This is a genomic window from Mesorhizobium sp. M1403 (genome assembly GCF_040317695.1).
GTDB lineage: Bacteria > Pseudomonadota > Alphaproteobacteria > Rhizobiales > Rhizobiaceae > Mesorhizobium.
Map to the genome: position 1 here is coordinate 107,149 of NZ_JAMYKY010000016.1, position 23,418 is coordinate 130,566.

At 62.5% G+C, this 23,418-nt stretch carries 29 protein-coding genes; 19 read left to right on the top strand and 10 right to left on the bottom strand.

Features of this window, described 5'->3' with window-relative positions:
• Positions 1-930, bottom strand: coding sequence for an AAA family ATPase (locus NKH01_RS23465; protein WP_353022665.1), 930 nt, complete (start codon positions 928-930; stop codon positions 1-3).
• A 31-nt stretch (positions 931-961) separates the two neighbouring features.
• Positions 962-1,456, bottom strand: a complete 495-nt coding sequence (locus NKH01_RS23470) for a flavin reductase (protein ID WP_023717402.1) — start codon at positions 1,454-1,456, stop codon at positions 962-964.
• 180 nt (positions 1,457-1,636) lie between these two features.
• Here NKH01_RS23470 and NKH01_RS23475 point away from each other — a divergent pair, with 180 nt between their 5' ends.
• Positions 1,637-2,710: a branched-chain amino acid ABC transporter substrate-binding protein gene (locus tag NKH01_RS23475; protein WP_353022667.1), complete on the top strand. Its 1,074-nt coding sequence runs from the start codon at positions 1,637-1,639 to the stop codon at positions 2,708-2,710.
• Positions 2,710-3,729, top strand: coding sequence for a P1 family peptidase (locus NKH01_RS23480; protein ID WP_353022669.1), 1,020 nt, complete (start codon positions 2,710-2,712; stop codon positions 3,727-3,729). The genes NKH01_RS23475 and NKH01_RS23480 overlap by 1 nt, the downstream gene beginning before the upstream one ends.
• A 46-nt stretch (positions 3,730-3,775) precedes the next feature.
• On the opposite strand, the gene NKH01_RS23485 is transcribed toward NKH01_RS23480, so the two are convergent.
• A complete protein-coding gene (locus NKH01_RS23485) occupies positions 3,776-4,030 on the bottom strand; it encodes a DUF2171 domain-containing protein (RefSeq protein WP_254817658.1) in 255 nt (84 codons plus the stop codon).
• A 248-nt stretch (positions 4,031-4,278) separates the two neighbouring features.
• Here NKH01_RS23485 and NKH01_RS23490 point away from each other — a divergent pair, with 248 nt between their 5' ends.
• From NKH01_RS23490 to NKH01_RS23505, 4 genes are read left to right on the top strand one after another with little or no spacing between them, the layout of a single operon-like run.
• Complete coding sequence (locus tag NKH01_RS23490) at positions 4,279-5,004, top strand: DUF2259 domain-containing protein (protein ID WP_353022671.1); 726 nt, start codon at positions 4,279-4,281, stop codon at positions 5,002-5,004.
• Positions 5,005-5,015: 11 nt separating this feature from the next.
• Positions 5,016-5,516 (top strand): hypothetical protein, encoded by a 501-nt coding sequence (locus tag NKH01_RS23495; protein ID WP_031193518.1) that lies wholly within the window; start codon positions 5,016-5,018, stop codon positions 5,514-5,516.
• 59 nt (positions 5,517-5,575) lie between these two features.
• Positions 5,576-6,883, top strand: coding sequence for an adenylosuccinate lyase (gene purB, locus NKH01_RS23500; RefSeq protein WP_023717395.1), 1,308 nt, complete (start codon positions 5,576-5,578; stop codon positions 6,881-6,883).
• Positions 6,883-7,455 (top strand): RBBP9/YdeN family alpha/beta hydrolase, encoded by a 573-nt coding sequence (locus NKH01_RS23505; protein ID WP_023717394.1) that lies wholly within the window; start codon positions 6,883-6,885, stop codon positions 7,453-7,455. Before purB ends, NKH01_RS23505 begins: the two co-directional genes overlap by 1 nt.
• A 1-nt stretch (position 7,456) precedes the next feature.
• Here the strand turns inward: NKH01_RS23505 and NKH01_RS23510 are convergent, their stop codons facing one another.
• A complete protein-coding gene (locus tag NKH01_RS23510) occupies positions 7,457-8,269 on the bottom strand; it encodes a VOC family protein (protein WP_353022673.1) in 813 nt (270 codons plus the stop codon).
• 271 nt (positions 8,270-8,540) lie between these two features.
• Here NKH01_RS23510 and NKH01_RS23515 point away from each other — a divergent pair, with 271 nt between their 5' ends.
• Complete coding sequence (locus tag NKH01_RS23515) at positions 8,541-9,089, top strand: RBBP9/YdeN family alpha/beta hydrolase (RefSeq protein ID WP_353022695.1); 549 nt, start codon at positions 8,541-8,543, stop codon at positions 9,087-9,089.
• Here NKH01_RS23515 and NKH01_RS23520 read toward each other — a convergent pair.
• Both NKH01_RS23520 and NKH01_RS23525 read right to left on the bottom strand, forming a co-directional pair.
• Positions 9,086-9,859, bottom strand: coding sequence for an HpcH/HpaI aldolase family protein (locus NKH01_RS23520; protein WP_353022675.1), 774 nt, complete (start codon positions 9,857-9,859; stop codon positions 9,086-9,088). The two genes, NKH01_RS23515 and NKH01_RS23520, sit on opposite strands and share 4 nt — an antisense overlap.
• A gap of 120 nt (positions 9,860-9,979) precedes the next feature.
• Entirely contained in the window at positions 9,980-10,300 is a 321-nt protein-coding gene (locus NKH01_RS23525; RefSeq protein ID WP_023674726.1) for a DUF1476 domain-containing protein, read from the bottom strand.
• A 269-nt stretch (positions 10,301-10,569) separates the two neighbouring features.
• Between NKH01_RS23525 and purC the strand changes: the two genes are divergently transcribed.
• From purC to NKH01_RS23560, 7 genes are read left to right on the top strand one after another with little or no spacing between them, the layout of a single operon-like run.
• Complete coding sequence (purC, locus tag NKH01_RS23530; RefSeq protein WP_023674725.1) at positions 10,570-11,364, top strand: phosphoribosylaminoimidazolesuccinocarboxamide synthase; 795 nt, start codon at positions 10,570-10,572, stop codon at positions 11,362-11,364.
• A gap of 40 nt (positions 11,365-11,404) precedes the next feature.
• The gene (purS, locus tag NKH01_RS23535) at positions 11,405-11,647 is read left to right on the top strand and encodes a phosphoribosylformylglycinamidine synthase subunit PurS (protein ID WP_353022697.1); all 243 of its coding nucleotides are present in this window, start codon (positions 11,405-11,407) and stop codon (positions 11,645-11,647) included.
• Positions 11,648-11,665: 18 nt separating this feature from the next.
• Entirely contained in the window at positions 11,666-11,920 is a 255-nt protein-coding gene (locus tag NKH01_RS23540; RefSeq protein ID WP_352817472.1) for a hypothetical protein, read from the top strand.
• A complete protein-coding gene (purQ, locus tag NKH01_RS23545; protein WP_352790715.1) occupies positions 11,917-12,585 on the top strand; it encodes a phosphoribosylformylglycinamidine synthase subunit PurQ in 669 nt (222 codons plus the stop codon). Before NKH01_RS23540 ends, purQ begins: the two co-directional genes overlap by 4 nt.
• A 31-nt stretch (positions 12,586-12,616) precedes the next feature.
• Entirely contained in the window at positions 12,617-13,282 is a 666-nt protein-coding gene (locus NKH01_RS23550; RefSeq protein WP_353022677.1) for a glutathione S-transferase family protein, read from the top strand.
• Between the two features lie 2 nt (positions 13,283-13,284).
• The gene (locus NKH01_RS23555) at positions 13,285-13,695 is read left to right on the top strand and encodes a hypothetical protein (protein ID WP_352860923.1); all 411 of its coding nucleotides are present in this window, start codon (positions 13,285-13,287) and stop codon (positions 13,693-13,695) included.
• A gap of 4 nt (positions 13,696-13,699) precedes the next feature.
• A complete protein-coding gene (locus NKH01_RS23560; protein WP_023717384.1) occupies positions 13,700-14,341 on the top strand; it encodes a Pr6Pr family membrane protein in 642 nt (213 codons plus the stop codon).
• Positions 14,342-14,359: 18 nt separating this feature from the next.
• Here NKH01_RS23560 and NKH01_RS23565 read toward each other — a convergent pair whose 3' ends face one another.
• On the bottom strand, positions 14,360-14,611 hold the full coding sequence (locus NKH01_RS23565; protein ID WP_502912676.1) for a DUF1127 domain-containing protein: 252 nt from the start codon (positions 14,609-14,611) through the stop codon (positions 14,360-14,362).
• A 93-nt stretch (positions 14,612-14,704) separates the two neighbouring features.
• Between NKH01_RS23565 and NKH01_RS23570 the strand changes: the two genes are divergently transcribed.
• From NKH01_RS23570 to NKH01_RS23580, 3 genes are all read left to right on the top strand, one after another.
• A complete protein-coding gene (locus tag NKH01_RS23570) occupies positions 14,705-16,117 on the top strand; it encodes an aminotransferase-like domain-containing protein (protein WP_353022678.1) in 1,413 nt (470 codons plus the stop codon).
• A gap of 149 nt (positions 16,118-16,266) precedes the next feature.
• Positions 16,267-18,507: a phosphoribosylformylglycinamidine synthase subunit PurL gene (gene purL / locus NKH01_RS23575; protein WP_352817461.1), complete on the top strand. Its 2,241-nt coding sequence runs from the start codon at positions 16,267-16,269 to the stop codon at positions 18,505-18,507.
• Positions 18,508-18,593: 86 nt separating this feature from the next.
• Complete coding sequence (locus tag NKH01_RS23580) at positions 18,594-18,827, top strand: BolA/IbaG family iron-sulfur metabolism protein (protein WP_023674714.1); 234 nt, start codon at positions 18,594-18,596, stop codon at positions 18,825-18,827.
• A gap of 12 nt (positions 18,828-18,839) precedes the next feature.
• On the opposite strand, the gene NKH01_RS23585 is transcribed toward NKH01_RS23580, so the two are convergent.
• Complete coding sequence (locus NKH01_RS23585; RefSeq protein WP_353022680.1) at positions 18,840-19,646, bottom strand: phosphodiester glycosidase family protein; 807 nt, start codon at positions 19,644-19,646, stop codon at positions 18,840-18,842.
• Between the two features lie 162 nt (positions 19,647-19,808).
• Between NKH01_RS23585 and grxD the strand changes: the two genes are divergently transcribed.
• Both grxD and NKH01_RS23595 read left to right on the top strand, forming a co-directional pair.
• Positions 19,809-20,144, top strand: a complete 336-nt coding sequence (gene grxD / locus NKH01_RS23590) for a Grx4 family monothiol glutaredoxin (RefSeq protein WP_023674712.1) — start codon at positions 19,809-19,811, stop codon at positions 20,142-20,144.
• 206 nt (positions 20,145-20,350) lie between these two features.
• Complete coding sequence (locus tag NKH01_RS23595) at positions 20,351-21,550, top strand: multidrug effflux MFS transporter (RefSeq protein ID WP_031193515.1); 1,200 nt, start codon at positions 20,351-20,353, stop codon at positions 21,548-21,550.
• Positions 21,551-21,572: 22 nt separating this feature from the next.
• On the opposite strand, the gene NKH01_RS23600 is transcribed toward NKH01_RS23595, so the two are convergent.
• Together NKH01_RS23600 and ttcA are read right to left on the bottom strand one after the other, a co-directional pair.
• Entirely contained in the window at positions 21,573-22,400 is an 828-nt protein-coding gene (locus NKH01_RS23600; RefSeq protein WP_023717378.1) for an inositol monophosphatase family protein, read from the bottom strand.
• Positions 22,390-23,283 (bottom strand): tRNA 2-thiocytidine(32) synthetase TtcA, encoded by an 894-nt coding sequence (gene ttcA, locus NKH01_RS23605; RefSeq protein WP_352641108.1) that lies wholly within the window; start codon positions 23,281-23,283, stop codon positions 22,390-22,392. Before ttcA ends, NKH01_RS23600 begins: the two co-directional genes overlap by 11 nt.
• Between the last annotated feature and the right edge of the window lie 135 nt (positions 23,284-23,418).

Here is a 23,418-nt window from a genome sequence, read left to right on the forward strand (position 1 = left end):
CTACTCCGCCGCCGACAGCTCGGCCTTGACCTCGTTGAGGATGCGCCGGCCTTCGCCCTCACCGATGCGGGCAATATCGTCCTGGTATTTCAGCAGCACGCCAATCGTGTCGGAAACCGTCTCAGGGTCCAACGCCACCTTGTCGAGTTCGGTCAGCGCGCCGGCCCAGTCGATGGTCTCGGCGACGCCGGGCACCTTGAACAGCTCGATCTGACGCAGCTTCTGGATGAATGAAACGACCTCGGCCGAAAGCCGGCTGTTGGCCTGCGGCACCTTTCGGCGGACGATCTCAAGCTCGCGCTCGGCATTGGGATAATCGACCCAGTGATAAAGGCAGCGCCGCTTCAGCGCGTCGTGGATTTCGCGCGTGCGGTTGGTGGTGATGATGACGATCGGCGGCTCCTCCGCCTTGATGGTGCCGAGTTCGGGCACCGTCACCTGGAAATCGGAAAGGATTTCGAGCAGGAATGCCTCGAAGGCCTCGTCGGTGCGGTCGAGTTCGTCGATCAGGAACACCGGTGCGGCGCCCGCCTTGCCAGTCAGCGCATCGAGCACCGGGCGGCGGATCAGATACTTTTCGGAAAAGACGTTGCGTTCCATGTCGGAGCGGTCGACCTTGCCGGCCGCCTCCCCCATGCGGATTTCGATCATCTGCGCGGCGTAGTTCCACTCGTAGACGGCAGACGAGACATCGAGCCCTTCATAGCATTGCAGGCGGATCAGCCTACGGCCAAGGGTCTCGGCCAGCACCTTGGCGATCTCGGTCTTGCCGACGCCGGCCTCACCCTCAAGCAACAGCGGACGCTTCATGCGCAGCGACAAAAACAGCACAGTCGCCAGCGACCGGTCCGCCACATAATCCGCACCGGTCAACAGATCGAGCGTCTCGTCGATGGTCCGCGGCACGGGGCGCGATTTCAGCTCGGTCATTTGATCTCCATGGACGCGGCCATCAAAGCCTCTACAGAGCGTGGTAGCTGCGGTCGTGATAGATCAGCGGCCGCAAATTATCGCCGGTGCGCAGGCCTGTCACCTTGCCAAAAAGCACACGATGAGTGGCCAAATCCTTGGTGTCGATCAGCTCGCAGTCGAAGACGGCAAGCGCGCCCTTCAACGTCGGCGCACCGGTCGAGATGACGTCCCATTCGGCCAATGCGAAACGCTCCTCGACCGGCAGGCCGGTGATGCCGGAAAAGCCGATCGACAGCGGCTCCTGATCCGAAGCCAGCGTGTTCAGGGCAAATTTGCCGTTTTTCACAAACGGCTCGTTCTTGGGATTTTCACGATTGAGGCAGACCAGGATGGTCGGCGGCGTGTCCGACACCGAGCAGGCCGCGATCACCGTCGCGCCACGCTTGCCCGCCGGGCCATCAGTGGTGACCACATGCACATGGCCGGCAAAATGGGCCATAGCGTCGCGGTAGGCCTGCGGCCCGATTTCATTCTTCTTCAGCACCGATGATTTTCCGTTAGTCAGAACCAGCCGTTATATATGACCGCATATTGCATGCCACAAGCGAAGTGCTTGAGCTATATCCCGAATTCGCGTGTTGCGCCAAAGCTGGCCAGCCTTTAGGTCTTGACGGCATTGGCGCCGGCAAAACACGCGACCGGCGCGGAGGAATTCTTCGCTCGCATGCGACCTTGGACAACCACGATAGCGGTGCTGGCCTGGCTCTCGCTCGCCGGTAGTGCGAGTGCCGAGACGCTGCTGATCGGTGTCGCGGCGCCTTTGTCGGGGCCGTCGGCGATCCTCGGCAAGCAGATCGAGGCAGGCGCGACAATGGCGGCTGAAGCGAGTGATACCGAGATCAGGACGATCGATGACGCCTGCACGGCCGCTGGCGGCGTTGCCGCCGCGCGGGAATTCGCCGCGGCCAAGGTCAAGGTCGTCATCGGTTTTCTGTGCACCGACGCAATCGAGGCGGCTCTGCCGATCCTCAAGGATGCCGACATCCCGGTGATCACCGTCGGCGTGCGCACGGAAAGCCTGACCGACCGGCGCGCCAAGACGGGATGGCCGATCTATCGTCTCGGGCCGCGCGGCGACGACGAGCGCAATGCCGTCGCCGCCACCCTCACCCGCCTATGGCAGAACGAGCTGTTCGCTATCGTCGACGATGGCACGATCTATGGCCGCGAAATGGCCGAGACGTTTCGGTCTGCCGCCGAACAGGCGGCATTGAAGCCAGTGTTCGTCGACACGTTCCGGCCGCAGCTCGACAACCAGATCGGCCTGATCGGCCGACTGAAGAAAGCCGGCGCAACGCATGTCTTTGCCGGCGGTGACGGCGATGATGTCGCCATTATGGGCCGCGACGCCGGCCAGCTCGATACCGGCATGGTGTTTGCCGGCGGTGAAGCGCTGCGCGCGCCGCTCGGCGACGTGCCTTACGCCGTCGGCACGCTAATGATCGCGCCGCCCGAATGGGTTGACGTCGCCGACCCCAAGGTGCTGCAAAGCTTTGCCGCACAAAACATCGTGCCGGATGGTTATACGCTGCCCGCCTATGCCGCGGTCGAGATCGCCCGCGAGGCCTTTGCGGCTTCCGAAACCTCCGGCAAAAGCCTGGCTGACCTGCTTACTGGACATGACTTCCCTACGGCGATCGGGCCGATCCGCTTTGACGAGAAAGGCGACCTGACGCAAAATCCTTATCGCGCCTACCGTTTCGACGGCGGCCGTTTCGTGCGGGCGGAGAGCCAATAATGTTCCATACCGGTCCGCGCAATCTCATCACCGACGTTGCCGGCTTGCGGGTTGGCAATGCGGCGAATGCCAAGCTGAAATCCGGTGTGACCACCGTCATCTGCGACGAACCGGCCGTGGCCGGCGTGCAAATCCTGGGCGGTGCGCCGGGCACCCGCGAAACCGACCTGCTCGAGCCGCACAATTCAATCCATGCCATCCACGCCGTGGTGCTTTCGGGCGGTTCGGCCTTTGGCCTCGACGCCGCGTCGGGGGTACAGGCGGCATTGCGCGAAAGAGGCATCGGCGTCGAGGTCGGCGGCTTTCGCGTGCCGATCGTGCCGGCGGCGATCCTGTTCGACCTGCGCAATGGCGGCGACAAGGATTGGGGCCGGTATCCGCCTTACCGCGACCTCGGCTACGAAGCCGCGCAAGCCGCCGCGATAGACTTTGCGCTCGGCACCGCCGGCGCGGGTGCCGGCGCGCTGAGCTCCGGTCTGAAGGGCGGGCTCGGCTCGGCCTCGACAATGCTGGACAGCGGCGTCACCATCGGCGCGCTCGCCGCCGTCAACCCGACCGGCTCGGTGACGGTCGCCGGGACCCGCCATTTCTGGGCGGCACCGTTCGAGATCGGCGACGAGTTCGGCGGCTTAGGCTATCCTCACCCGATGCCTGACGGTGCCAGAAAGATCCTGCTGAAGTTCCGTGACAAGCATGCCGCAGAGCAGGCGGAAACCGGCGCCAACACGACCATCGCCGTGATCGCCACTGATGCGGTCCTCACCAAGGCCGCCGCCAAACGCCTGGCGATATCAGCGCATGACGGCTTTGTCCGTGCCATTTGGCCGACGCACACGCCCGCCGACGGCGATCTGGTCTTCGCGCTGGCAACGGGCAAGAGCGGCATCGAGCTCGGGCCCAACGATGCAATCGATCTCTACGCAGCTGCCGGCGCGTCGATGGCGCGCGCCATCAGCCGCGGCGTCTTTGCCGCGACGCCGGCCGAGGGCGATCTCTTCCCGGTCTGGTCGTCGCGCTGAACGCGCCGACGCTCATTCGGTGAGCAGTAGTCAGACTGGACTATGATCAGGTGGGGTCGGATTTTTCTTCCTCGAACGTGACCGCAACATCCGAGTTTGCCGACAGGCGCACCTTCTGGCCCTCGACCTCGGCGACGAGGCTGAGAGGAATGAAGTGGTGATGGCCCCTGTGAGCGCCCTCGCCGCTGTCGCGCTTGGTCAGCTTGATGCGATCCCCGTCGACCTTGTCGACGGTGCCGACATGGACGCCGTCGGCGCCGATCACTTCCATACGTTCGCGGATCTTGGCTGCATCGGTCATGGGGGTCTCCCTTAGGGCGCCGCGCGTCCTTTGGACGCGCAAAGGATGCTCTAAACATTTTGAATCAATGCATCGTGCCCTTCCGAAAATCGATTCTGATTTTCGGAAGGCACGATGCGGTGAAGCTGCCGACAATAACAAACGACAGCCGGATTGGATGCATCGACTTCGTGTTTCAGTTAGCACGATCTTTTGACAGCATCGTGATAGGGAATTTAACGACGTCGACTGCCTGAACGGAAAGCCCCATGCGAAATCTTGCCCTGTTTGCCGTCTGCCTGTTCGCCCAGCTTGCAACTTCGGTCGCTGCCCACGCAGGCGATGTCGCCGAGCTTGAGATCCTCGGCTTCAGCCGTGACGGCGGCATCTTCGCCTTCGAAGAATATGGCGTCCAGGACGGATCGGGATTCCCGTATGCCAACCGCTATTACATCAACACGGCCGACGACAATTTTCTCAAGGGCTCGCCGATCCGTATCCGGCTCGACCACGAGAATGCCACCGTGGACGCAGCGCGGCTGCAGGCCCGGCAAAAGGGCGAAGCGATCGTCAGTCAGGCGGAACTCACGGCAAATCGCGGCATCACCGCCGGCTTCAACCCGGTGACCGAGCTTTCTGCCGACCCCTTCCGCATGGTGGTCAATCCGCGCCCGATCTTTTCGCCGGTCGACGAACCGCTCGAGTTCCGGCTCGACCAGATCGGCATGAATGACACCGAACGCTGCCAGAGCCAGGGCGAGATCAATGGCTTTCGCCTGCTGCGCATCGAAGCGAGAGACGGCGGCCTGACGAGGATTATTCACGAGGACAAATCGATCCCGCAAAGCAGAGGCTGTCCGAATGGGTACCAGATCGGCGCGGTCCAGACATTTTCGCTGGATAGCCTCAGCGCCTATGCCGTGCTGATCGCGGTGCGCCAATACGGCTTCGAAGGGCCGGACTATCGCTGGATCGCGGTAACCGGTCGCCTGTGACGTTCCCCGCCATGCGCTATCGCGCTCTGCGCCGTCTCCGCCGCTCCTTGCCGCCGCTGCGCACCGCTTTTGTCGGTGCCTTGTTGTGGGCCATGGCGATGGGCGCCAGCGCGCTGCTCAATCTGCAGCTGTACGATTGGGAGACCCCGGCGAAGGTCCGCTTCGTCTCGCTGCTTTATGCTGCCGGCGGCGCGCTGGCCTTCCCGGTTGGGCTGTTTCTGGCGCGACTCGTCTCCCTCGGACGCAACTGGGAGATCGCCCTCGCTGCCGCCTTCGTCTGCCTTCTCACCGTGACTATCGCCTTCACCGGCGGCCTCTTTGGGCTGCAATACCGCTCCTACTATGTCCAATGGCATGCGCCCGCGCTCACCATCACCTGGGTTTTCCAGTTCGTGTTCACGATGTTGACGGCGCTCTACCAGTTCGTCGTCCTCGGCATCCGGCTGTATTTTCCGCTCGGTTTCATTGCGCTGGCTGTCGCCAGTGTCTGGTTTGCGCGCCAGCAACGTTGAGCATTTTGCTTGCCTCTGTTAGGACGCGGGCAAATGCTCTTGCAAGTCAGGACCGACTGATGATCCCTCGCTACTCCCGGCCGGAAATGGTGGCCATCTGGTCGCCCGAAACCCGGTTCCGCATCTGGTTCGAGATCGAGGCCTACGCCTGCGACGCATTGGCCGAGCTCGGCGTCATCCCGAAGGAGGCCGCCAAGACCATTTGGGAGAAAGGCGGGGCGGCGAAATTCGATGTCGAAGCCATCGACGAGATCGAACGCGTCACCAAGCACGACGTCATCGCCTTTCTCACCCATCTTGCCGAATTCGTCGGGCCGGATGCCCGCTTCATCCATCAGGGCATGACATCCTCCGACGTTCTCGACACCTGTTTTGCCGTGCAGCTCACCCGGGCCAGCGACATCCTCCTGGCCGACATTGACGGGCTGCTTGCGGCGCTCAAGCGCCGCGCCTTCGAGCACAAGGATACGATTACCATCGGCCGCAGCCACGGCATCCATGCCGAGCCGACCACTTTCGGCGTCAAGCTGGCGCAGGCCTATGCCGAATTCTCGCGCTGCCGCGAGAGGCTGGTGCACGCACGCGAGGACATCGCCACCTGCGCCATCTCGGGTGCGGTCGGCACCTTCGCCAATATCGACCCCTATGTCGAAGAATACGTGGCCAAGAAACTTGGGCTGAAGCCCGAGCCGGTGTCGACGCAGGTGATCCCGCGCGACCGCCATGCGATGTTCTTCGCCACGCTCGGCGTCATCGCCTCGTCGATCGAGCGGCTGGCGATCGAGATGCGCCATCTGCAGCGCACCGAGGTACTGGAGGCGGAGGAGTATTTTTCGCCCGGACAAAAGGGCTCGTCGGCGATGCCGCACAAGCGCAACCCGGTGCTGACCGAGAACCTCACCGGCCTTGCTCGCATGGTGCGCTCCTTCGCGCTGCCGGCAATGGAGAATGTGGCGCTGTGGCACGAGCGCGACATCTCGCACTCGTCGGTCGAGCGCATGATCGGGCCCGACGCGACGGTGACGCTCGATTTCGCGCTGTCACGGCTGACCAGCGTCATCGACAAACTGCTGGTCTACCCCGACAACATGCTGAAGAACATGAACAAGTTCCGCGGCCTCGTGCATTCGCAGCGCGTGCTGCTGGCGCTGACGCAAGCCGGCATTTCGCGTGAGGAAGCCTACCGGCTGGTGCAGCGCAATGCCATGAAGGTGTGGGAGCAAGGCGCTGATTTCCTTGAGGAACTTTTGGCCGACAAGGACGTTGTTGCAGCCCTGCCTGAGGCCGAGATCCGCGAGAAATTCGACTTGGGCTATCATACCAAGCATGTCGACACGATCTTCAGCCGAGTGTTCGGAGAAGCCTGATGATTTCGGCGGCCGGAGATTTCGATTTTCTTGCCCTGCCCGGCCGCGGCAATTCCGGACCGGATCATTGGATGTCGCATTGGTGCAGGGTGCTCCCCAATTCGAGCCGCGTGCTGCAGGCAGAGTGGGACCGGCCGAAGCCTGAAGACTGGATCGGCCAGGTGGATGCTGCGGTGGCCGCCGCACCGCGCCGCATCGTGCTGCTTGCACATTCGCTGGCAGTGGCGACGGCGGTGAAGTGGGCTTCCGGGGCCAGTCAAAGCCAGCTCGACAAGGTCGCGGCGGCGTTCCTGGTCGCCGCGACCAATGTCGAGGATACCGATCCCTCATTCGACGCGGTGCGCCCGTTCGCGCCGATGCCGCTGAAGCGCCTGCCCTTCCCGGCATTGGTGGTGGCGAGCCGCAGCGACCCGCGCGTCACCTTCGACAAGGCGACCGCTTTTGCCGCAGCCTGGGGCGCGGATATCGCCGATGCCGGCGATCTCGGCCATATGGGAAACGAGGCCCGCCTGGGCGTATGGCCAGCGGGCCTGCTGATGCTAGGACGCTTACTCGAGAAGGCTAACCTCTAGCCTACGCCTTACCGGGAACCGTCCTTATCACTGTGCCCCACGGATCCTCGCGGGTAGTGTCGCTCGCGGCATTGTCCGAACGCATCTCGACCCAGGCCAGGCCGGAGCGGGAGGGATCTCGGCGACCGGCATCCGGGCTCTGCCACGCATTTGCGCCAATGTGGTGATGATAGCCGCCGGACGACAGGAACACCGCCGCGCCACCATATTTTGCCACCGTGTCGAAACCGAACTCCTGGTGCCACCATGCTTCGGCTTCTTCCGGCCTGCCGACCCGCAAATGGACGTGGCCGATAATGCTGTTTTCCGGCGCGCCCTGCCAGCCGGTGTCGCCGGCCGGCACTTCGGCAACCACCGAAGGGATGTTCAGCCGCTCCGTCGCCATCGCGATCTTGTCGCCGTTCCATTTCCAGTCCTGCGGACGGCGGTCGGCATAGATCTCGATGCCGTTGCCTTCCGGGTCGGTCAGATAAAGCGCCTCGCTGACCAGATGATCGGACGCGCCCTCGATGCCAATCTTGCCGGCGATGGCGTGATTGATCCAGCGGCCGAGATCGGCCCGACTGGGTAGTAGGAAGGCGGTGTGGAAAAGACCGGCGCTGCGCGGGTCATCCGGTTTCGCAGCCGGATCCGCTTCGATGTCGAGCAAAGGACGATTGACTGCGCCGAGCGTGATCGTGCCGCCGGAGCGGCTCAGTTCCTGCAAACCGACGACTTTGCGATAGTAGGCAGCGAGATTTTCTGCATGGCGCGCCCGCAAGCCGACGCGGGCAACGCTGACCGGGGTCGTCGCGGCAAAAGGCAGTTCGCTCATCAAAGTGCTCCGTTCAGGCGGCGCTCGACAAGCTTCCAACAGAGGAACCCGGCGCCATCAATCATTCTACGCCGTGTCCGTGCCAAAATCTCGGAACAGCCATTCTTTCCTGGCGACAGATCGTCGATCGCGATCGTTCACACAAGAGCGCAAGAAGCGAACATGGTGTTCACAATAGCGAGCAGAACCGGCCCGTCAGAGGCCGTTTGCTTGCGGTTCTTTGGGCCCATACCTGGTTGCATCCGACAGTGTCGCTCGTTACATGCGCGCCATGAAAGTCAAGGAAGCAGATATTCTCATCGTGCCGGGCTACACCAATTCCGGCCCCGATCATTGGCAGAGCCGCTGGCAATCGAAACTGTCGACGGCGCGCCGCGTCGAGCAGGCGGAATGGTCGAAGCCGGTGCGCGAGGATTGGATGGCAGGTGTGGCCAAGGCCGTTAACGAGGCCGAGCGGCCGGTCGTCATCGTCGCTCACTCGCTTGGCGTCGCCGCGGTCATCCAGGCATTGCCTCGGTTCGAGCGGCCGGTCGCCGGCGCCTTCTTCGTGGCGCCGCCCGATGTCGCCAATCCCAAGATAAAGCCGAGGCACCTGATGACCTTCGGCCCCTATCCGCGCGACCCGCTGCCATTTCCGTCGGTGGTGATCGCCAGCCGCAACGACCCGTTTTGCGCCTTCGGCGTCGCCGAGGACATTGCCGCGGCCTGGGGCTCGCTGTTCATCGACGCCGGCGATGCCGGTCATCTCAACGCGGATTCCGGCTTCGGGCCCTGGCCCGAAGGCTCGATGACGTTCGCGAAATTCCTGACGGATCTCTAGGAAGCGATCGAATCCCTGACGTTGCTCAGCAGGGTCTTTGCCCCAAGCGAAATCAGCGAATGCTCGGAACCCATCGCCAGCAGCCGGTAACCCATCGACACCACGCGACCGGCGATGGCCGGTTCCATCACATAGATCGCCGCATGCTTGCCGGCTTTGCGGGTGCGCTCGGCGATCGAGGCGACGGTCTCCATCATGCTCTCCAGCGTCGAACTGACGGTGGTGCCCTTCGACCAGGCGATCGAGAAATCCGACGGGCCAAGGAATATACCGTCGATGCCCGGCGTGTCGAGGATGCCGTCGAGTGCATCAAGCGCTGCCCGCGTTTCGACCATGGCGAACGCCATGGTGCGCTGGTTGCTGTCGCGCAGCCAGTCGGCATAGTCGCCCTTGCCATGGCGCGGAAAAGCATAGGTCGGGCCCCAGGAGCGCTCGCCGAGTGGCGGGTATTTCATGGCGGCGGCAAACAGCTTTGCGTCCGCCACCGAATTCACCATCGGCGCGATCACAGCCTCGGCGCCGAAGTCGAGCGCGCGGCTGGCCATGTCGAAGCGGCCGACCGGGATGCGCACCAGCGCCGGCTTGTTGGCCGCCAGCACCGGCACAAGCCCGCGCAGCACGCTGTCCTCGTGATGGCCACCATGCTGCATGTCGAGCGTAACCGCGTCGAACCCTTGTCTGGCCAATATCTCGACAGTCAGGGCATCCGGCACGCCGGACCATGCGGTGAACAGCGTCTCGTCGGCCGCCAGGCGTGACTTCAGGGACATTGGTGATTTCCTCTTTGCTTGCAGCAATTCAGCCGGAAATGACCGCAAAGGCAAAGAAAAACCGCCCGGTTAGGCCGGGCGGTCGATTGGTCCAGCATTCGATCGATGTCGGTGGAAGGATCAGGTGTTCTTGATCTGCTCAATCGCCTGCGCCATCAATTCATCCATGGTGCGGCGGATCTGATGGTCCGACTGATCGATGCCGGCTGCATCGAAATCCTTGCGTATCTTGCGGAAGACGTCGTGATCGCCGGCTTCCTCGATGTCGCTGACGACCACTTCCCTGGCATAAGCGTCGGCATCGGCGCCGGATTTGCCGAGCTTTTCGGCAGCCCACAGGCCGAGCGCTCTATTGCGGCGTGCCGCAGCCTTGAACCGAAGTTCCTCGTCGAATGCGAATTTGCGCTCGAAGCCCTCTTCGCGGTCTTTCATGCTGCTCATGGCATCCCTCCGTGAAATCCGATTCGTTGGGTCAATATGTGTTGCCGGAGCACAAACCAAAAGGGCGCCGGCCGGTCAATATGCTACATTGCCTGCTGCGCTGCGGCATTTCGGTCCCGAAAGCGGTTGATTGAAAGGATTTGCCGATTGAGCAAACAGTGCGATTGGGATAGACACCGGCATTGAACCCCACCGTCGCCATCTTATTTTAGGCAGACGGACAGGAACTGGTCGCTTGCCGCCTGCCCGCAAATCCAGAGAAAAATCAGATGAAAAATCGCCGCCGCATTTATGAAGGCAAGGCCAAGATCCTTTATGAGGGACCGGAGCCTGGCACGCTGATCCAGTTCTTCAAGGACGACGCCACCGCTTTCAACAAGAAGAAGCATGAAATCGTCGATGGCAAAGGCGTGCTCAACAACCGCATTTCCGAGCACATCTTCAACCATCTCAACCGGATGGGCATTCCGACCCACTTCATCCGCCGGCTCAACATGCGCGAGCAGCTGATCAAGGAAGTCGAGATCATCCCGCTCGAAGTGGTGGTACGCAACGTCGCCGCCGGCTCGCTGGCCAAGCGCCTCGGCATCGAGGAAGGCACCGTGCTGCCGCGCTCGATCATCGAATTCTATTACAAGGCCGATGCGCTCGACGATCCGATGGTCTCGGAAGAGCACATCACCGCCTTCGGCTGGGCGAGCCCGCAGGAGATCGACGACGTCATGGCGCTGGCCATCCGCGTCAACGACTTCCTTTCCGGGCTGTTCATGGGTGTCGGCATCCAGCTCGTCGACTTCAAGATCGAATGCGGCCGCCTGTTCGAAGGCGACATGATGCGCATCGTCGTCGCCGACGAGATCTCGCCGGATTCCTGCCGGCTGTGGGACGTGGCGACGCAGGACAAGCTCGACAAGGACCGTTTCCGCCGCGACATGGGTGGGCTCGTCGAAGCCTATCAGGAAGTTGCCCGCCGCCTCGGCATCATGAACGAGAACGAGCCGCCGCGCCCGGCCGGACCGGTGCTCGTCGCTTCGACCGACGGTGTCAAAGGCAAGCCGCACTGACGGCTTGCCCACTCAACAGGTGAACAGGAGCATGTCCAGCGTGATCAAGGCCCGTATTACCGTAACCCTCAAAAGCGGCGTGCTGGACCCACAAGGCAAGGCAATCGAGCATGCGCTGTCCGGAATGGGTTTCGGCGGCGTCGGCCAGGTGCGGCAAGGCAAGGTTTTCGATATCGAGCTTGCCGAGGGCGACCAGGCCAAGGCCGAGGCCGATCTGAAAGCCATGTGCGACAAGCTTCTGGCGAATACGGTGATTGAGAATTATAGTGTGGCCATTACCTGAGGTTGTGCCGGAGGGTAGATGGCTGAGATTGATGGAAGCCTGATTTTTGAGGTCCTCAAATCCATTCAGCCGCGGCTGGACAGGATGGATTTGACACTTGGCGAGGTAAAGTCCGAGTTGGGTTCGATCCGTGGTCATCTCGTCGCCACCGAGGGCGATGTGAAGAATATTTACGGCGTGCTGGTGCGGCAGGACGACCGTCTCGAACATATCGAACGCCGCCTAGAATTGCGCGAACTCGCGGAAGCCCAGAGGCCCTACGAACCAAAATGAAATCAGCCGTCGTCCTGCTCCCCGGCCTTAATCGCGACCGTGACATGATCGCGGCGCTGACCAAGATTTCCGGCACGCCGCCGGTCACCGTCTGGCAGACCAACACTGAAATTCCCGACGTCGACCTGATCGCCATTCCCGGCGGCTTTTCCTTTGGCGATTATCTGCGCTGCGGCGCCATTGCCGCGCGCATGCCGGTAATGCGGGCTGTGGCCGAAAAGGCGGCCAAGGGGGTCACGGTCATCGGCGTCTGCAACGGCTTCCAGATCCTGGTCGAGGCCGGCCTGTTGCCGGGTGCATTGATGCGCAACACCTCGCTGAAATTCGTCTGCCGGCAAGTCAAGCTGCAGATCGCCAATGCCAACTCGATGTTCACCAGCCGCTATCAGCCGGGCCAGGTCATCCGCGCGCCGGTGGCGCATCATGACGGCAATTATTTTGCCGATGCCGAAACGCTGGCCCGCCTCGAAGGCGAAGGCCAGGTGGTGTTCCGCTACGCCGAAGGCACCAATCCCAACGGCTCGATCAACGACATTGCCGGCATCGTCAACGGCCGTGGCAATGTGCTCGGCCTGATGCCGCATCCCGAGAACCTGATCGAAGCGGCGCATGGCGGCAGCGACGGCCGGGCGCTGTTCGAAAGCGCGCTGGGCATCGCCGCTTGATGCATTCAATTTTCCTCCTGGAGCGACGGTCATGAAACTCTATTCGCGACCGCTGTCGCCCTATTCGTCGATCGTGCGGGCGCTGGCCTACATCAAGAACGTGCCGCTCAAGGTCATTGCACCGCCGCCGGGATTTCCCATCCCCGAAGCCTTTCGTTCCATCTCCCCGCTCAACCGGATTCCAGTGCTGATCACCGGCTCGGGCGAAACGATCGTCGAATCGGTGGTCATTGCCGAATATCTGGAGGAACGCTTTCCCGAGCCAGCGCTGCTGCCCAAGGATTCGAAAGACCGGGCGTTGGTGCGCATGTTCGCCCGCATCACCGACCTTGACGTGCTCGCCCCAACGATGAAGCTGTTCGAGCTCTATTTCGTGCTGCAGCGCAACGAGGCGGACATCAAGGCACAGTTCGCCCGATTGCATCACGGGCTTGCGGCAATCGAGGCCCGCATGGCGCATGGCCCGTTCGCGCTCGGCGACGACATCTCCTTCGCCGATGCGTGGCTGACGCCGACCCGCTTCGTCTTCAACAATTTCAGGGCGACGATCGGCCGCCCCGACCTGCTTGACGCCCATCCGAAATTCGATGCCTATGAGCAAATCGCCTTGCAGCATCCGGCGCTGTCGCGCGTCTGGGGTGAGATGACAGACGGTCTGAAGATCTTTCTGTCAGAACTCGAGATGGGCGCCGCTTGACCATGCGATCGACACTCGCCAGCCTCGCCCTCGCCGCTGCCGCCGGTCTTGTACTCGCCTCCTGCCAGTCAAGCCCGAAGAGCACGCCGGCGCCGGCAGGCAAGAGCGCGTCACTGCTTGCCATGGAGCAGGTGGCAATAGCTGCCCACAAATGCTGGATCGCCAGCAAGGACCCTGCCTTCAAATCCTATCAGATGGCCAACGAGCTGAATTCGTTCAGCGGCACGCCGCGCTTCCTGCTGGTGCCGGCCAAACATTATGGCGGAAAGCCGTTGCTGGTCGTGCAGGCGCAAGGCAATTCGAGCCGCGTCGACGTGTTCGGCCCATTGATGGCGGAACCGCTCGGCGGCCGCATCGGCTCGGACATTGCCCGCTGGCAGGCGGGCAATCCGGCCTGTGGCGCTGCTGCCTAGCCCAATGGGTCGCTTGCTGCAGATCACCGGTCTGGTCGTCGGCCTGGCCGGGCTCGTCCTGCAGCTCTGCATCACCGTCCCGGCATCAATGGAAGCCGGCCGCGGCTTTGTCGGCTCGCTGGTCTTCTATTTCAGCTTCTTCACCATCCTGACCAACATCGGCGCGGTGCTCGTCCATGCCTCGTTGCTGTCGTCGACGGGTTATGCCTGGTTTCCGGCCTTTGCCGGGCCACGGATAGGGGCGGGCGTAGCCGTCGCCATAAGCCTGGTCCTCATTATCTACGCCACGGTCCTGGCGCAGCTTTGGCAGCCGCAAGGGCTGTTCCTGCTCTGCGACGTGCTCCTGCACTATGTGACGCCGGTGGTGTTCGTGCTGTGGTGGCTTGTGGCGGGCGCCGACGGCTCGACGCGATGGCGTGACATCTCGTGGTGGATGATCTATCCGATCGCCTATCTGGCCTACGCGCTGCTGCGGGCGCCGATCGTCGGCGAAGTACCCTATCCATTCCTCGACGTCTCCAAACACGGGGCGGCCAGCGTCGCCGTCTCGGCTCTGGCCATCACCGGGCTTTTTCTGGTTCTGTGTATCGTGGCCGTGCTTGTGGACCACGGCGTATCGAGGCTCAGGGCGGCGGGCGTCCGCTAAAGTGCGGTGCCTCAACCCTCAGTCCCAGAACGGCCTGAGGCCCTCACGATGGGCATCACAACGCGTAATGCCTATGTCCTTGAGCTGGTCGTCGGTCATCTCGAGCAGGACCAGCCGGCTGCGCCGACGATCCATTAGCCTGCCAATCCATCTCGCGAAGGATCCGAGCGTACGCACCAGCCGACTAACATAGGTTGGCCGGCCTAACGGAGGCGCCACCTGCATCTGCAATTCAGCCCTAACGGGGTGGATTGTCTCTATTGTAGCCATTTTCTTTCTGCCAAAACTTCGGATTGTACCCTTCTCGCCGCCGATCTGATATGTATTGACTCACATCCTGGTGCAATGTAAAAAATTGTCACCATGACAACTTGGCTTCCAGATCTTACCGCGGGTACCGGCCCGCTCTATCAGCGGCTTGCCGATTCCATCGAGACGGACATCGACCGCGGCCTGATCGGTGCAGGGGCAAAGCTGCCGCCGCAGCGCGATCTGGCATACGACATCGGCACGACCGTCGGCACCGTCGGCAGGGCCTATCAATTGCTGCGCGAGCGGGGATTGGTCAGCGGCGAGGTGGGCCGCGGAACCTATGTTCTCGCTCAGCAGTCGGAAAGCGCAAAGCCGGATTTCCTGGAGCCGGTCGAACAAGGCACGCGCTATATGGATGCGCCCGGCGACAAGATGCGCTTCGATAGCACCGCCGCACCGGATGTCGGCCAGGGTGCCATCGTCGCCGATGTGTTGACACGCACGGCGCAAGACCATCCGCATGAGATTTCAAGCTACACGCGTGATTTCCCGGACCGCTGGTTCGAGGCCGGCAGGCGCTGGCTGTCGCGCAATTCCTATCGCCCGGCGGCGGATGCCATTGTCCCCACGCTCGGCACCCACGCCGCGGTGATGGCAACAATTGCGGGGCTCACCGCCCCCGGCGACTATGTCGTCTTCGAGCACCTCACCTATTCGCAGATTTCCCGCAGCGCCGGCCTTATCGGTCGCCGGACCGCACTGGTGACGGCTGACGACGAGGGCATCGATCCCCAGGATTTCGAGCGCGTCTGCGCACAAAAGCATCCGAAGATGATGTTTTTGATGCCGACGGCCAAGAATCCGACGCTGACAACGCTGTCGGCATCGCGCCGCGAGGCAATCGCGCATGTCGCCCGTCAATATAATGTCGTCCTGATCGAGGACGATCTCTATGGCGGACTGACCGACGACCCGACACCTCTATTGGCCGAATATGCTCCCGAACGGACCATCGTTGCCGGCGGCCTGTCGAAATCGGTCGCGGCGGGTGTTCGCGGCGGTTGGCTCGCTTGCCCGCCGGCCTATCGTCACCGCATCCGGGTTGCCCATAAGATGATGACGGGCGGCCTGCCCTTTCTGCTGGCGGAGGTGGGCAGCCGGCTGGTGCTGTCCGGCCAGGCGGCCGAGATGCGCAAGCGCAGCATTGCCGAGATCGGTGCGCGCATCGCGATCGTGCGCGAGACACTCGACGGCTTCGACTTCAAGGCGCTGGACAATGTGCCCTTCGTCTGGCTCACTTTGCCCGACCCATGGCTTTCCGGCACTTTCAAACAGGCTTGCCTCGAACATGGCGTGCTCATCGACGACGAGGACGAGTTCAAGGCGGGGCGTTCCGAACAGGCCTTTCACGGCGTGCGGTTTGGCATCTCGCAGCCGCGGCAGCGGGACGATATCGCGCACGGCGTCGCGGTTATCCGGCGGCTTCTGGACGAAGGCCGCGCCGGCTACGACAGCTTTTCCTGAACCGGCTTGAAACCGGCGGGTCGAGTGGCGATCTTCCGCTACTTGCGGTCAGCTGTTGCTTTCCGTCGTTTTAGTCATCCGGCGGGGTGTATCGGCTGCAAAGCTTGCGATAAGACGGGACTCGATCCCAGGGACACAAATTGCCGATCATGACCATTTCCAATTCCGTGCCGATCACTCCGGAACTCATTGCCGCGCACGGGCTGAAGCCCGACGAGTACCAACGCATCCTCGACCTGGTCGGGCGCGAGCCGAGCTTTACCGAACTCGGTATTTTTTCCGCGATGTGGAACGAGCATTGTTCCTACAAATCCTCGAAAAAATGGCTGCGTACGCTGCCGACCACCGGGCCGCAAGTCATCCAGGGCCCGGGCGAGAATGCCGGCGTGGTCGACATCGGCGACGGCGACTGCGTCGTCTTCAAGATGGAGAGCCATAACCATCCCTCCTATATCGAGCCTTATCAGGGAGCGGCGACCGGCGTCGGCGGCATCCTGCGCGACGTGTTCACCATGGGCGCGCGGCCGATAGCGGCGATGAACGCGCTGCGCTTCGGTGCGCCGGATCATCCCAAAACCAGACACCTCGTTGCCGGCGTCGTTTCCGGCGTCGGTGGCTACGGCAATTCCTTCGGCGTGCCGACGGTCGGCGGTGAAGTCAATTTCGACGCCCGCTACAATGGCAATATCCTGGTCAACGCGTTTGCCGCGGGTCTTGCGAAAACCGATGCGATCTTCCTGTCGGAAGCCAAGGGGGTCGGCCTGCCGGTCGTCTATCTCGGCGCCAAGACCGGGCGCGACGGCGTCGGCGGCGCCACCATGGCCTCGGCCGAATTCGACGACAAGATCGACGAGAAGCGGCCCACGGTCCAGGTTGGCGATCCCTTCACCGAAAAATGCCTGCTCGAAGCCTGCCTCGAACTGATGGCGTCCGGCGCCGTTATCGCCATCCAGGACATGGGTGCCGCTGGCCTCACCTGCTCGGCGGTCGAAATGGGCGCCAAGGGCGACCTCGGCATTGAGCTCGATCTCGACAAGGTGCCGGTGCGTGAAGAGCGCATGAGCGCTTATGAGATGATGCTTTCGGAGAGCCAGGAGCGCATGCTGATGGTGCTGCGCCCCGAAAAGGAAAAACAGGCCGAGGCGATCTTCCACAAATGGGGCCTCGACTTTGCCATCGTCGGCAAGACCACCGACGATCTGCGCTTCCGCGTGCTGCACCAGGGCGACGAGGTCGCCAACCTGCCGATCAAGGATCTCGGCGACCAGGCGCCGGAATATGACCGTCCCTGGGTCGAGCCGAAGAAGCCGGCGCCGCTGGGCGCCGGCGATGCACCGCAAACCGATGTGGCCGAGGCTTTGCTGAAGCTGCTTGGCGGGCCGGACCTGTCCTCGCGCCGCTGGGTGTGGGAGCAGTACGACACGCTGATCCAAGGCAATTCGTTGCAGCTTCCCGGCGGCGATGCCGGCGTCGTGCGGGTCGACGGTCATCCGACCAAGGCGCTCGCCTTCTCCTCCGACGTGACGCCGCGCTATTGCGAGGCCGACCCCTACGAGGGAGGCAAGCAGGCGGTGGCCGAATGCTGGCGCAATCTTACCGCCACCGGTGCCTTGCCGCTCGCGGCCACCGACAACCTTAATTTCGGCAATCCGGAACGGCCGGAGATCATGGGTCAGTTGGTCGGCGCGGTGAAAGGTATTGGCGATGCCTGCAGGGCGCTGGGCTTCCCGATCGTCTCCGGCAACGTCTCGCTCTACAATGAGACCAACGGCCAAGGCATACTGCCGACACCAACCATCGGCGGCGTCGGGCTGATTGCCGATTGGTCGAAAATGGTGCGGATCGGCTTTGCCGCCGAAGGCCAGATGATCGTGCTGGTCGGCGCACCGACCATGTGGGGCACGCATCTTGGCCAATCGGTCTATATGCGCGACATCCATGGCCGTGCCGACGGCCCGCCGCCGCCCGTCGATCTCGATCACGAAAAGCGCGTCGGTGACCATGTGCGGGCGCTGATTGCGTCGGGCGTCGTTACCGCGGCGCATGACGTTTCCGATGGTGGCATCGCGGTGGCGCTGGCCGAGATGGCGATGGCCTCCGGCATTGGCGCGACCATTCCAGGCCTGGTCGGCACAGATCCGATCCCGGTCTGGTTCGGCGAGGATCAGGGCCGCTATCTGCTGACGCTGTCGATCGATCCGCAGAGCGAAGCGTGGGACGCCATTCGCGAACAGCAAAGCAAGCTCGGCATCTTCGCACCGTGGATCGGCTCGACCGGCGGCAGCGACCTGAAGCTGGGCGAGGCGCGTGCGATACCGGTCAGTGAATTGACCGCTGCCCACGAATCCTGGTTCCCTCGCTTCATGGCAAATGAGGTCGTGGACCCGTGATGTGATCGAGTGGAGCCGTTTCACTGTGGTTCATCCGCCGTTTCGACCATATCTATGAGTTCACGACCTGAACAAGGAATCCTCGCATGGCAATGGACGCCCACGACATCGAACGGCTGATCAAGGAAGGCATTCCGGACGCCAAGGTGACGATTCGCGACCTGGCCGGCGATGGCGACCATTATGCGGCGGAGGTGGTGGCCGAAAGTTTTCGCGGCAAAAGCCGCGTCCAGCAGCACCAGATGGTCTATGACGCGCTGAAGGGCAACATGGGCGGCGTGCTTCACGCGCTTGCCCTGCAGACCAGCGTGCCGGACTAAACTCCCGTCCAGTTACCGGCTCGCAAGCGCCTTGCCGGTCACGGCAATGATCGGCCCGGCCGGATAGTTTCCACCAACAATCATCCGCTCGCCATTCGACAGCGCCGACACGACCCCGTCGAAGAAAAGCGCATTGGGGCAATTGAGCGCATCTCGAAACAGCCGTGCGAAGCTGCCGAGGCTGACTTGAGAGCGCGAGATCGCCAGCACGACGGTGTTTTCGTCAAGCACGCCGACGCCGTTGCGGATATAGCGCGATGTGCCGTCCTGCTCGAAACGGGGATGAAGCCGGCCGTCGATCACCAGCATCGGGCCGGATTGCGTGGCGACCATCACGTCCGGCCTGGCCGCGGCATAGGCACTTGTCTCCATGACCGCCGCCTTGCCGTCCTTGCGGACCACGAATACGCCATTCGGTTTCAGGAAGAAATTGCCTTCGCTGTCGGCGACGTTGAGCGGCGCCTTCTCCCGGCCGTCTTCGACGAGAAGGCCGACTGGGGTCAGATCTTGGTGATACATGCCGGCGTTCATGGCGAGCAGCACCGGCCGGCCCTGATCCGCCATCGCCTTGTCGAATTTGTCCAGGGAACCGAAGGCCTTGCCGTCGAGGCCTACGTGGAACACACCGATGTCATAGCGGCGCAGATCGATTTCGCAGACGACGTAGGCGGCCGCCTCGAAGCTCGCGTCGCGGCACGGCGCCGGCAATTCACCGCCGACGACGAGGGGTGGCTGTCTCGGCGACCTGGCCCACCAAATCAAGGCCAGTGCGGCGAGCAGAACGGCGAGGAGGAACCCGGCGAGATATCGTCTTTTCATCGCGCCTCGGGAAAGATGGTGGCCAACGGCTTGGCACAAGATCAGACGTTCCTTTGCGCCATTTGCATGGCAAGGCGGCAAACATCTTGTTTCGCGCAACCCATGGGTTTATTTGAAGGGTAATGTTCGAGCCTGACTCCCACAGGCATGAAAGGGTATTCCATGAGCGGCATCAACGACTACATCGACAATGAAGTGAAGGGCAACGACGTTGTTCTCTTCATGAAAGGCACGCCCGGCTTCCCGCAATGCGGATTTTCCGGTCAGGTCGTGCAGATCCTCGACTATATCGGCGCCGACTATAAGGGTGTCGACGTGCTGACGTCGGCCGAGCTACGGCAAGGCATCAAGGACTATTCCAACTGGCCGACCATCCCGCAGCTCTACGTCAAGGGCGAATTCGTCGGCGGCTGCGACATCATCCGCGAGATGTTCCAGGCGGGCGAATTGCAGACCTTCCTCGTCGAAAAGGGCGTCAGCGTCAAAGGCGCCGCCTGACTTCTGTTTTGCGTATGGCTCTCCGAAGATCGACTGCGATTGTCGGGGTCATGCGCTTAGCGCCGGGGCACCTTGGCAAAAAGTTGTGCCCGCTATCGGGGCGATGAACGAATGGATGCGTCGGCACGCCGGCGCATTTTCGTTTGAAGATCGGACTGGCCGTGGATCAGCAAGCACAAGCGCAGCAAAAGGCAAGCACCTTGCCTATTCCGCGCTGGGAATTCATCGCGCTATGCGCGGCGCTGATGGCGCTCAATTCGCTGGCCATCGACATCATGTTGCCGGCGCTGCAGCAGATCGGCGCCTCGCTCGGCGTCGAAAATGAAAACCACCGGCAATATGTGATCACCGCCTACATACTGGGCTTCGGCGGTGGGCAACTGTTCTTCGGGCCCGTCTCGGACCGCTTCGGGCGCCGCGCTCCGCTGGTTGCCGGGCTGGTGATCTATGTTGCGGCGGCGGGCGCTGCTGCAGTCGCCCCGTCATTCGCCACGCTTCTGCTATGCCGGGCCGTGCAAGGCATCGGCGCGGCGGCGACGCGCGTCATTGCCGTCTCGATCGTGCGCGATACGTTCGACGGAAGGCGCATGGCCGAAGTCATGTCCTTGATCTTCATGGTGTTCATGGCAATTCCGGTGGTGGCACCCGGTATCGGCCAATTCATCATGCTGTTTGCGACCTGGCACGTGATCTTCGTCACCATGGCGGCCGGCGCGCTGATCGTGTCCGCCTGGTCGCTGTTGCGCCTGCCCGAGACACTACATCCAGAATATCGCCGGCCGCTGACGCTGTCCTCCATCATCGGCGGCTTCCGCATCGTTCTCACCAACCGCATCGCGCTCTGCTACGCCTTCGCCAGCACCTTCATCTTCGGCGCCATGTTCGGCTTCATCGCCTCGGCCCAGCAGATCTATGTCAGCGTGTTCGATGTCGGCGAGATGTTCCCGGTCATCTTCGCGGGGGTTGCCGGCGTGCTTGCTTTTTCCAACTACCTCAACTCGCGCCTCGTCGGCCGCATCGGCATGCGCCGTCTGTCGCAAAGCGCGCTGCTGCTGTTTCTGGCCATCAGCCTTGCCTGGCTGGTCGTTTCCATCGAAATGAAGATGCCGCTCTGGCTCTTCATTACTTTCTTTGCCTGCGCCATGGTACCGTTCGGCGCGCTCGGCGCGAACTTCAACGCGCTCGCCATGGAGCCGCTCGGTCACCTGGCCGGCACCGCCTCGTCGATTCTCGGGTTCATGCAGACATTTCTTGGCGGCATCCTCGGCACGCTGATCGGCCAGGCCTTCAACGGTACGGTAACGCCGCTGGCCGCCGGGTTCTGCAGCGTGTCGGTGGCGGCGCTGCTGATGATTCTCATCGCCGAGCGCGGCAGGCTGTTCCAGCCGCAAAACCCGCCGGTCTAGTTTTACGCGCTGGCGGATAAAACTATTCCGCCCAAAGCTCGCGGCGCAGCTCCCGCCAGCTTTCCCTGTCCGGCGCGACCAGCAGGCCACCTCCGACATGTGACGGCAGATAGGCGCTGCCGTCGAAGCGCGCGGCATAACCGCCGGCCTCGGCATGGATCAGTACGCCGGCCAGATGGTCCCACGGCATCAGCTTGTTATAGACGACGAAATGGCCGTGGCCGCTGGCCAGCAGGCGGTATTCGTGGGCTGCGCAGCGATAGTTGAACTGCGACAGCGACTTGGTCTGATTGCGCGCCAGGCGTGAGCGGTCCGGCTCGGGTAGATAGTGCCACGAGACCGCTCCAGTCATTTCCGATATCGGCGCCGGTTTGGCGACATGGACTTTTTCGAAATTGCCATGCGCGTGCCGAATATGACTGCCGGCGCCGCTGACGCCGACCAGCCAGTCCTTGCCGACGGGATCGTGGATGATGCCGGCGACCGTCTCGCCCTTGACCACGACGCCAAGCATGACGCCGAACAGCGGCACGCCGGAGGCGAAGTTGAAGGTGCCGTCGACCGGGTCGACGACGAAGGCGAGTTCGGCATCGCCGAGACCGTCGAGCAGCGTCGGGTCGTCGGAGCAGGCCTCCTCGCCGACGATCATCGCCTTGGGATAACGCTGAAGCAGCCTGGCGGTGATGAGCCGCTCGGCATTCACGTCGGCCTCGGTCACAAGATCGGCGGCCGAGGTCTTGCGACGCACGTCGCCCTCACTCAACCGGCGAAAGCGCGGCATGATCTCTGCGACGGCAGCGTCCGACAGAAGGTCGGCAAGCCAGTCGATCGCGCTGTCGTCAAATGTCATGGGGACCGTCTTGCTTTGCGTTAAGAGCATCGTTGAGGGCGGCGAAATCGAACAGCGTCCTGTCGAGCAGATGCGAGCGCCGCACATTGGCCATGGCACGGATCATGGTGTCCTTGCGGCCGGGCATGCGCTTCTCGATGTCGTCGAGCATCGCTTTCATGGCGTTGCGCTGCAGGCCTTCCTGGCTACCGCACAGATCGCACGGAATTATCGGGAATTTCATGGCGCCGGCGAATTTCTCGAGATCGGCTTCCGCACAATAGGCGAGCGGCCGCAGCACCATGACGTCGCCTTCGTCGTTGAGCAGCTTCGGCGGCATGGCGGCGAGGCGTCCGCCATGGAACAGGTTCATGAAGAAGGTTTCCAGAATGTCTTCGCGGTGATGGCCGAGCACCAGCGCCGAGCAGCCCTCCTCGCGGGCAATGCGATAGAGATGGCCGCGCCGCAGCCGCGAACACAGCGAGCAATAGGTGCTGCCCTCGGCCAGCTTGTCGATGACCACAGAATAGGTGTCCTGATATTCGATGCGATGCGGAATGGCATGGCTGTCGAGATAGTCGGGCAATATGTGCTTGGGAAAGTTCGGCTGGCCCTGGTCGAGATTGCAGGCCAACAGCTCGATCGGCAGCAGCCCGCGCCATTTGAGATCGAGCAGCACGGCAAGCAGGCCGTAGGAATCCTTGCCGCCCGACAGAGCGACCAGCCAGCGGTCGCCGGGCCTCACCATTGAGAAATCGTCGATCGCCTGGCGGGCAAGCCGCAGCAGCCGCTTGCGCAGCTTGTTGAACTCGACGGAGGACGGCACATCGGCAAACAGCGGATGAAAGCCGCCTTCGGCGTCGGCGACCGGTTCGAGCGTTTCGGCGTCTGGCTGCATGTTCACGGCGCGTCGGCCCTAAAGTCCTGTTGCCGCCCGCAGTAGCGCATCGGATCGAAAATCGAAATCGATTTCGGAATCACGCCGCGGAAAAGGAACGAAAAAAGAAAAGGCCGCCCCGACGGGCGGCCTTCGCTTGTA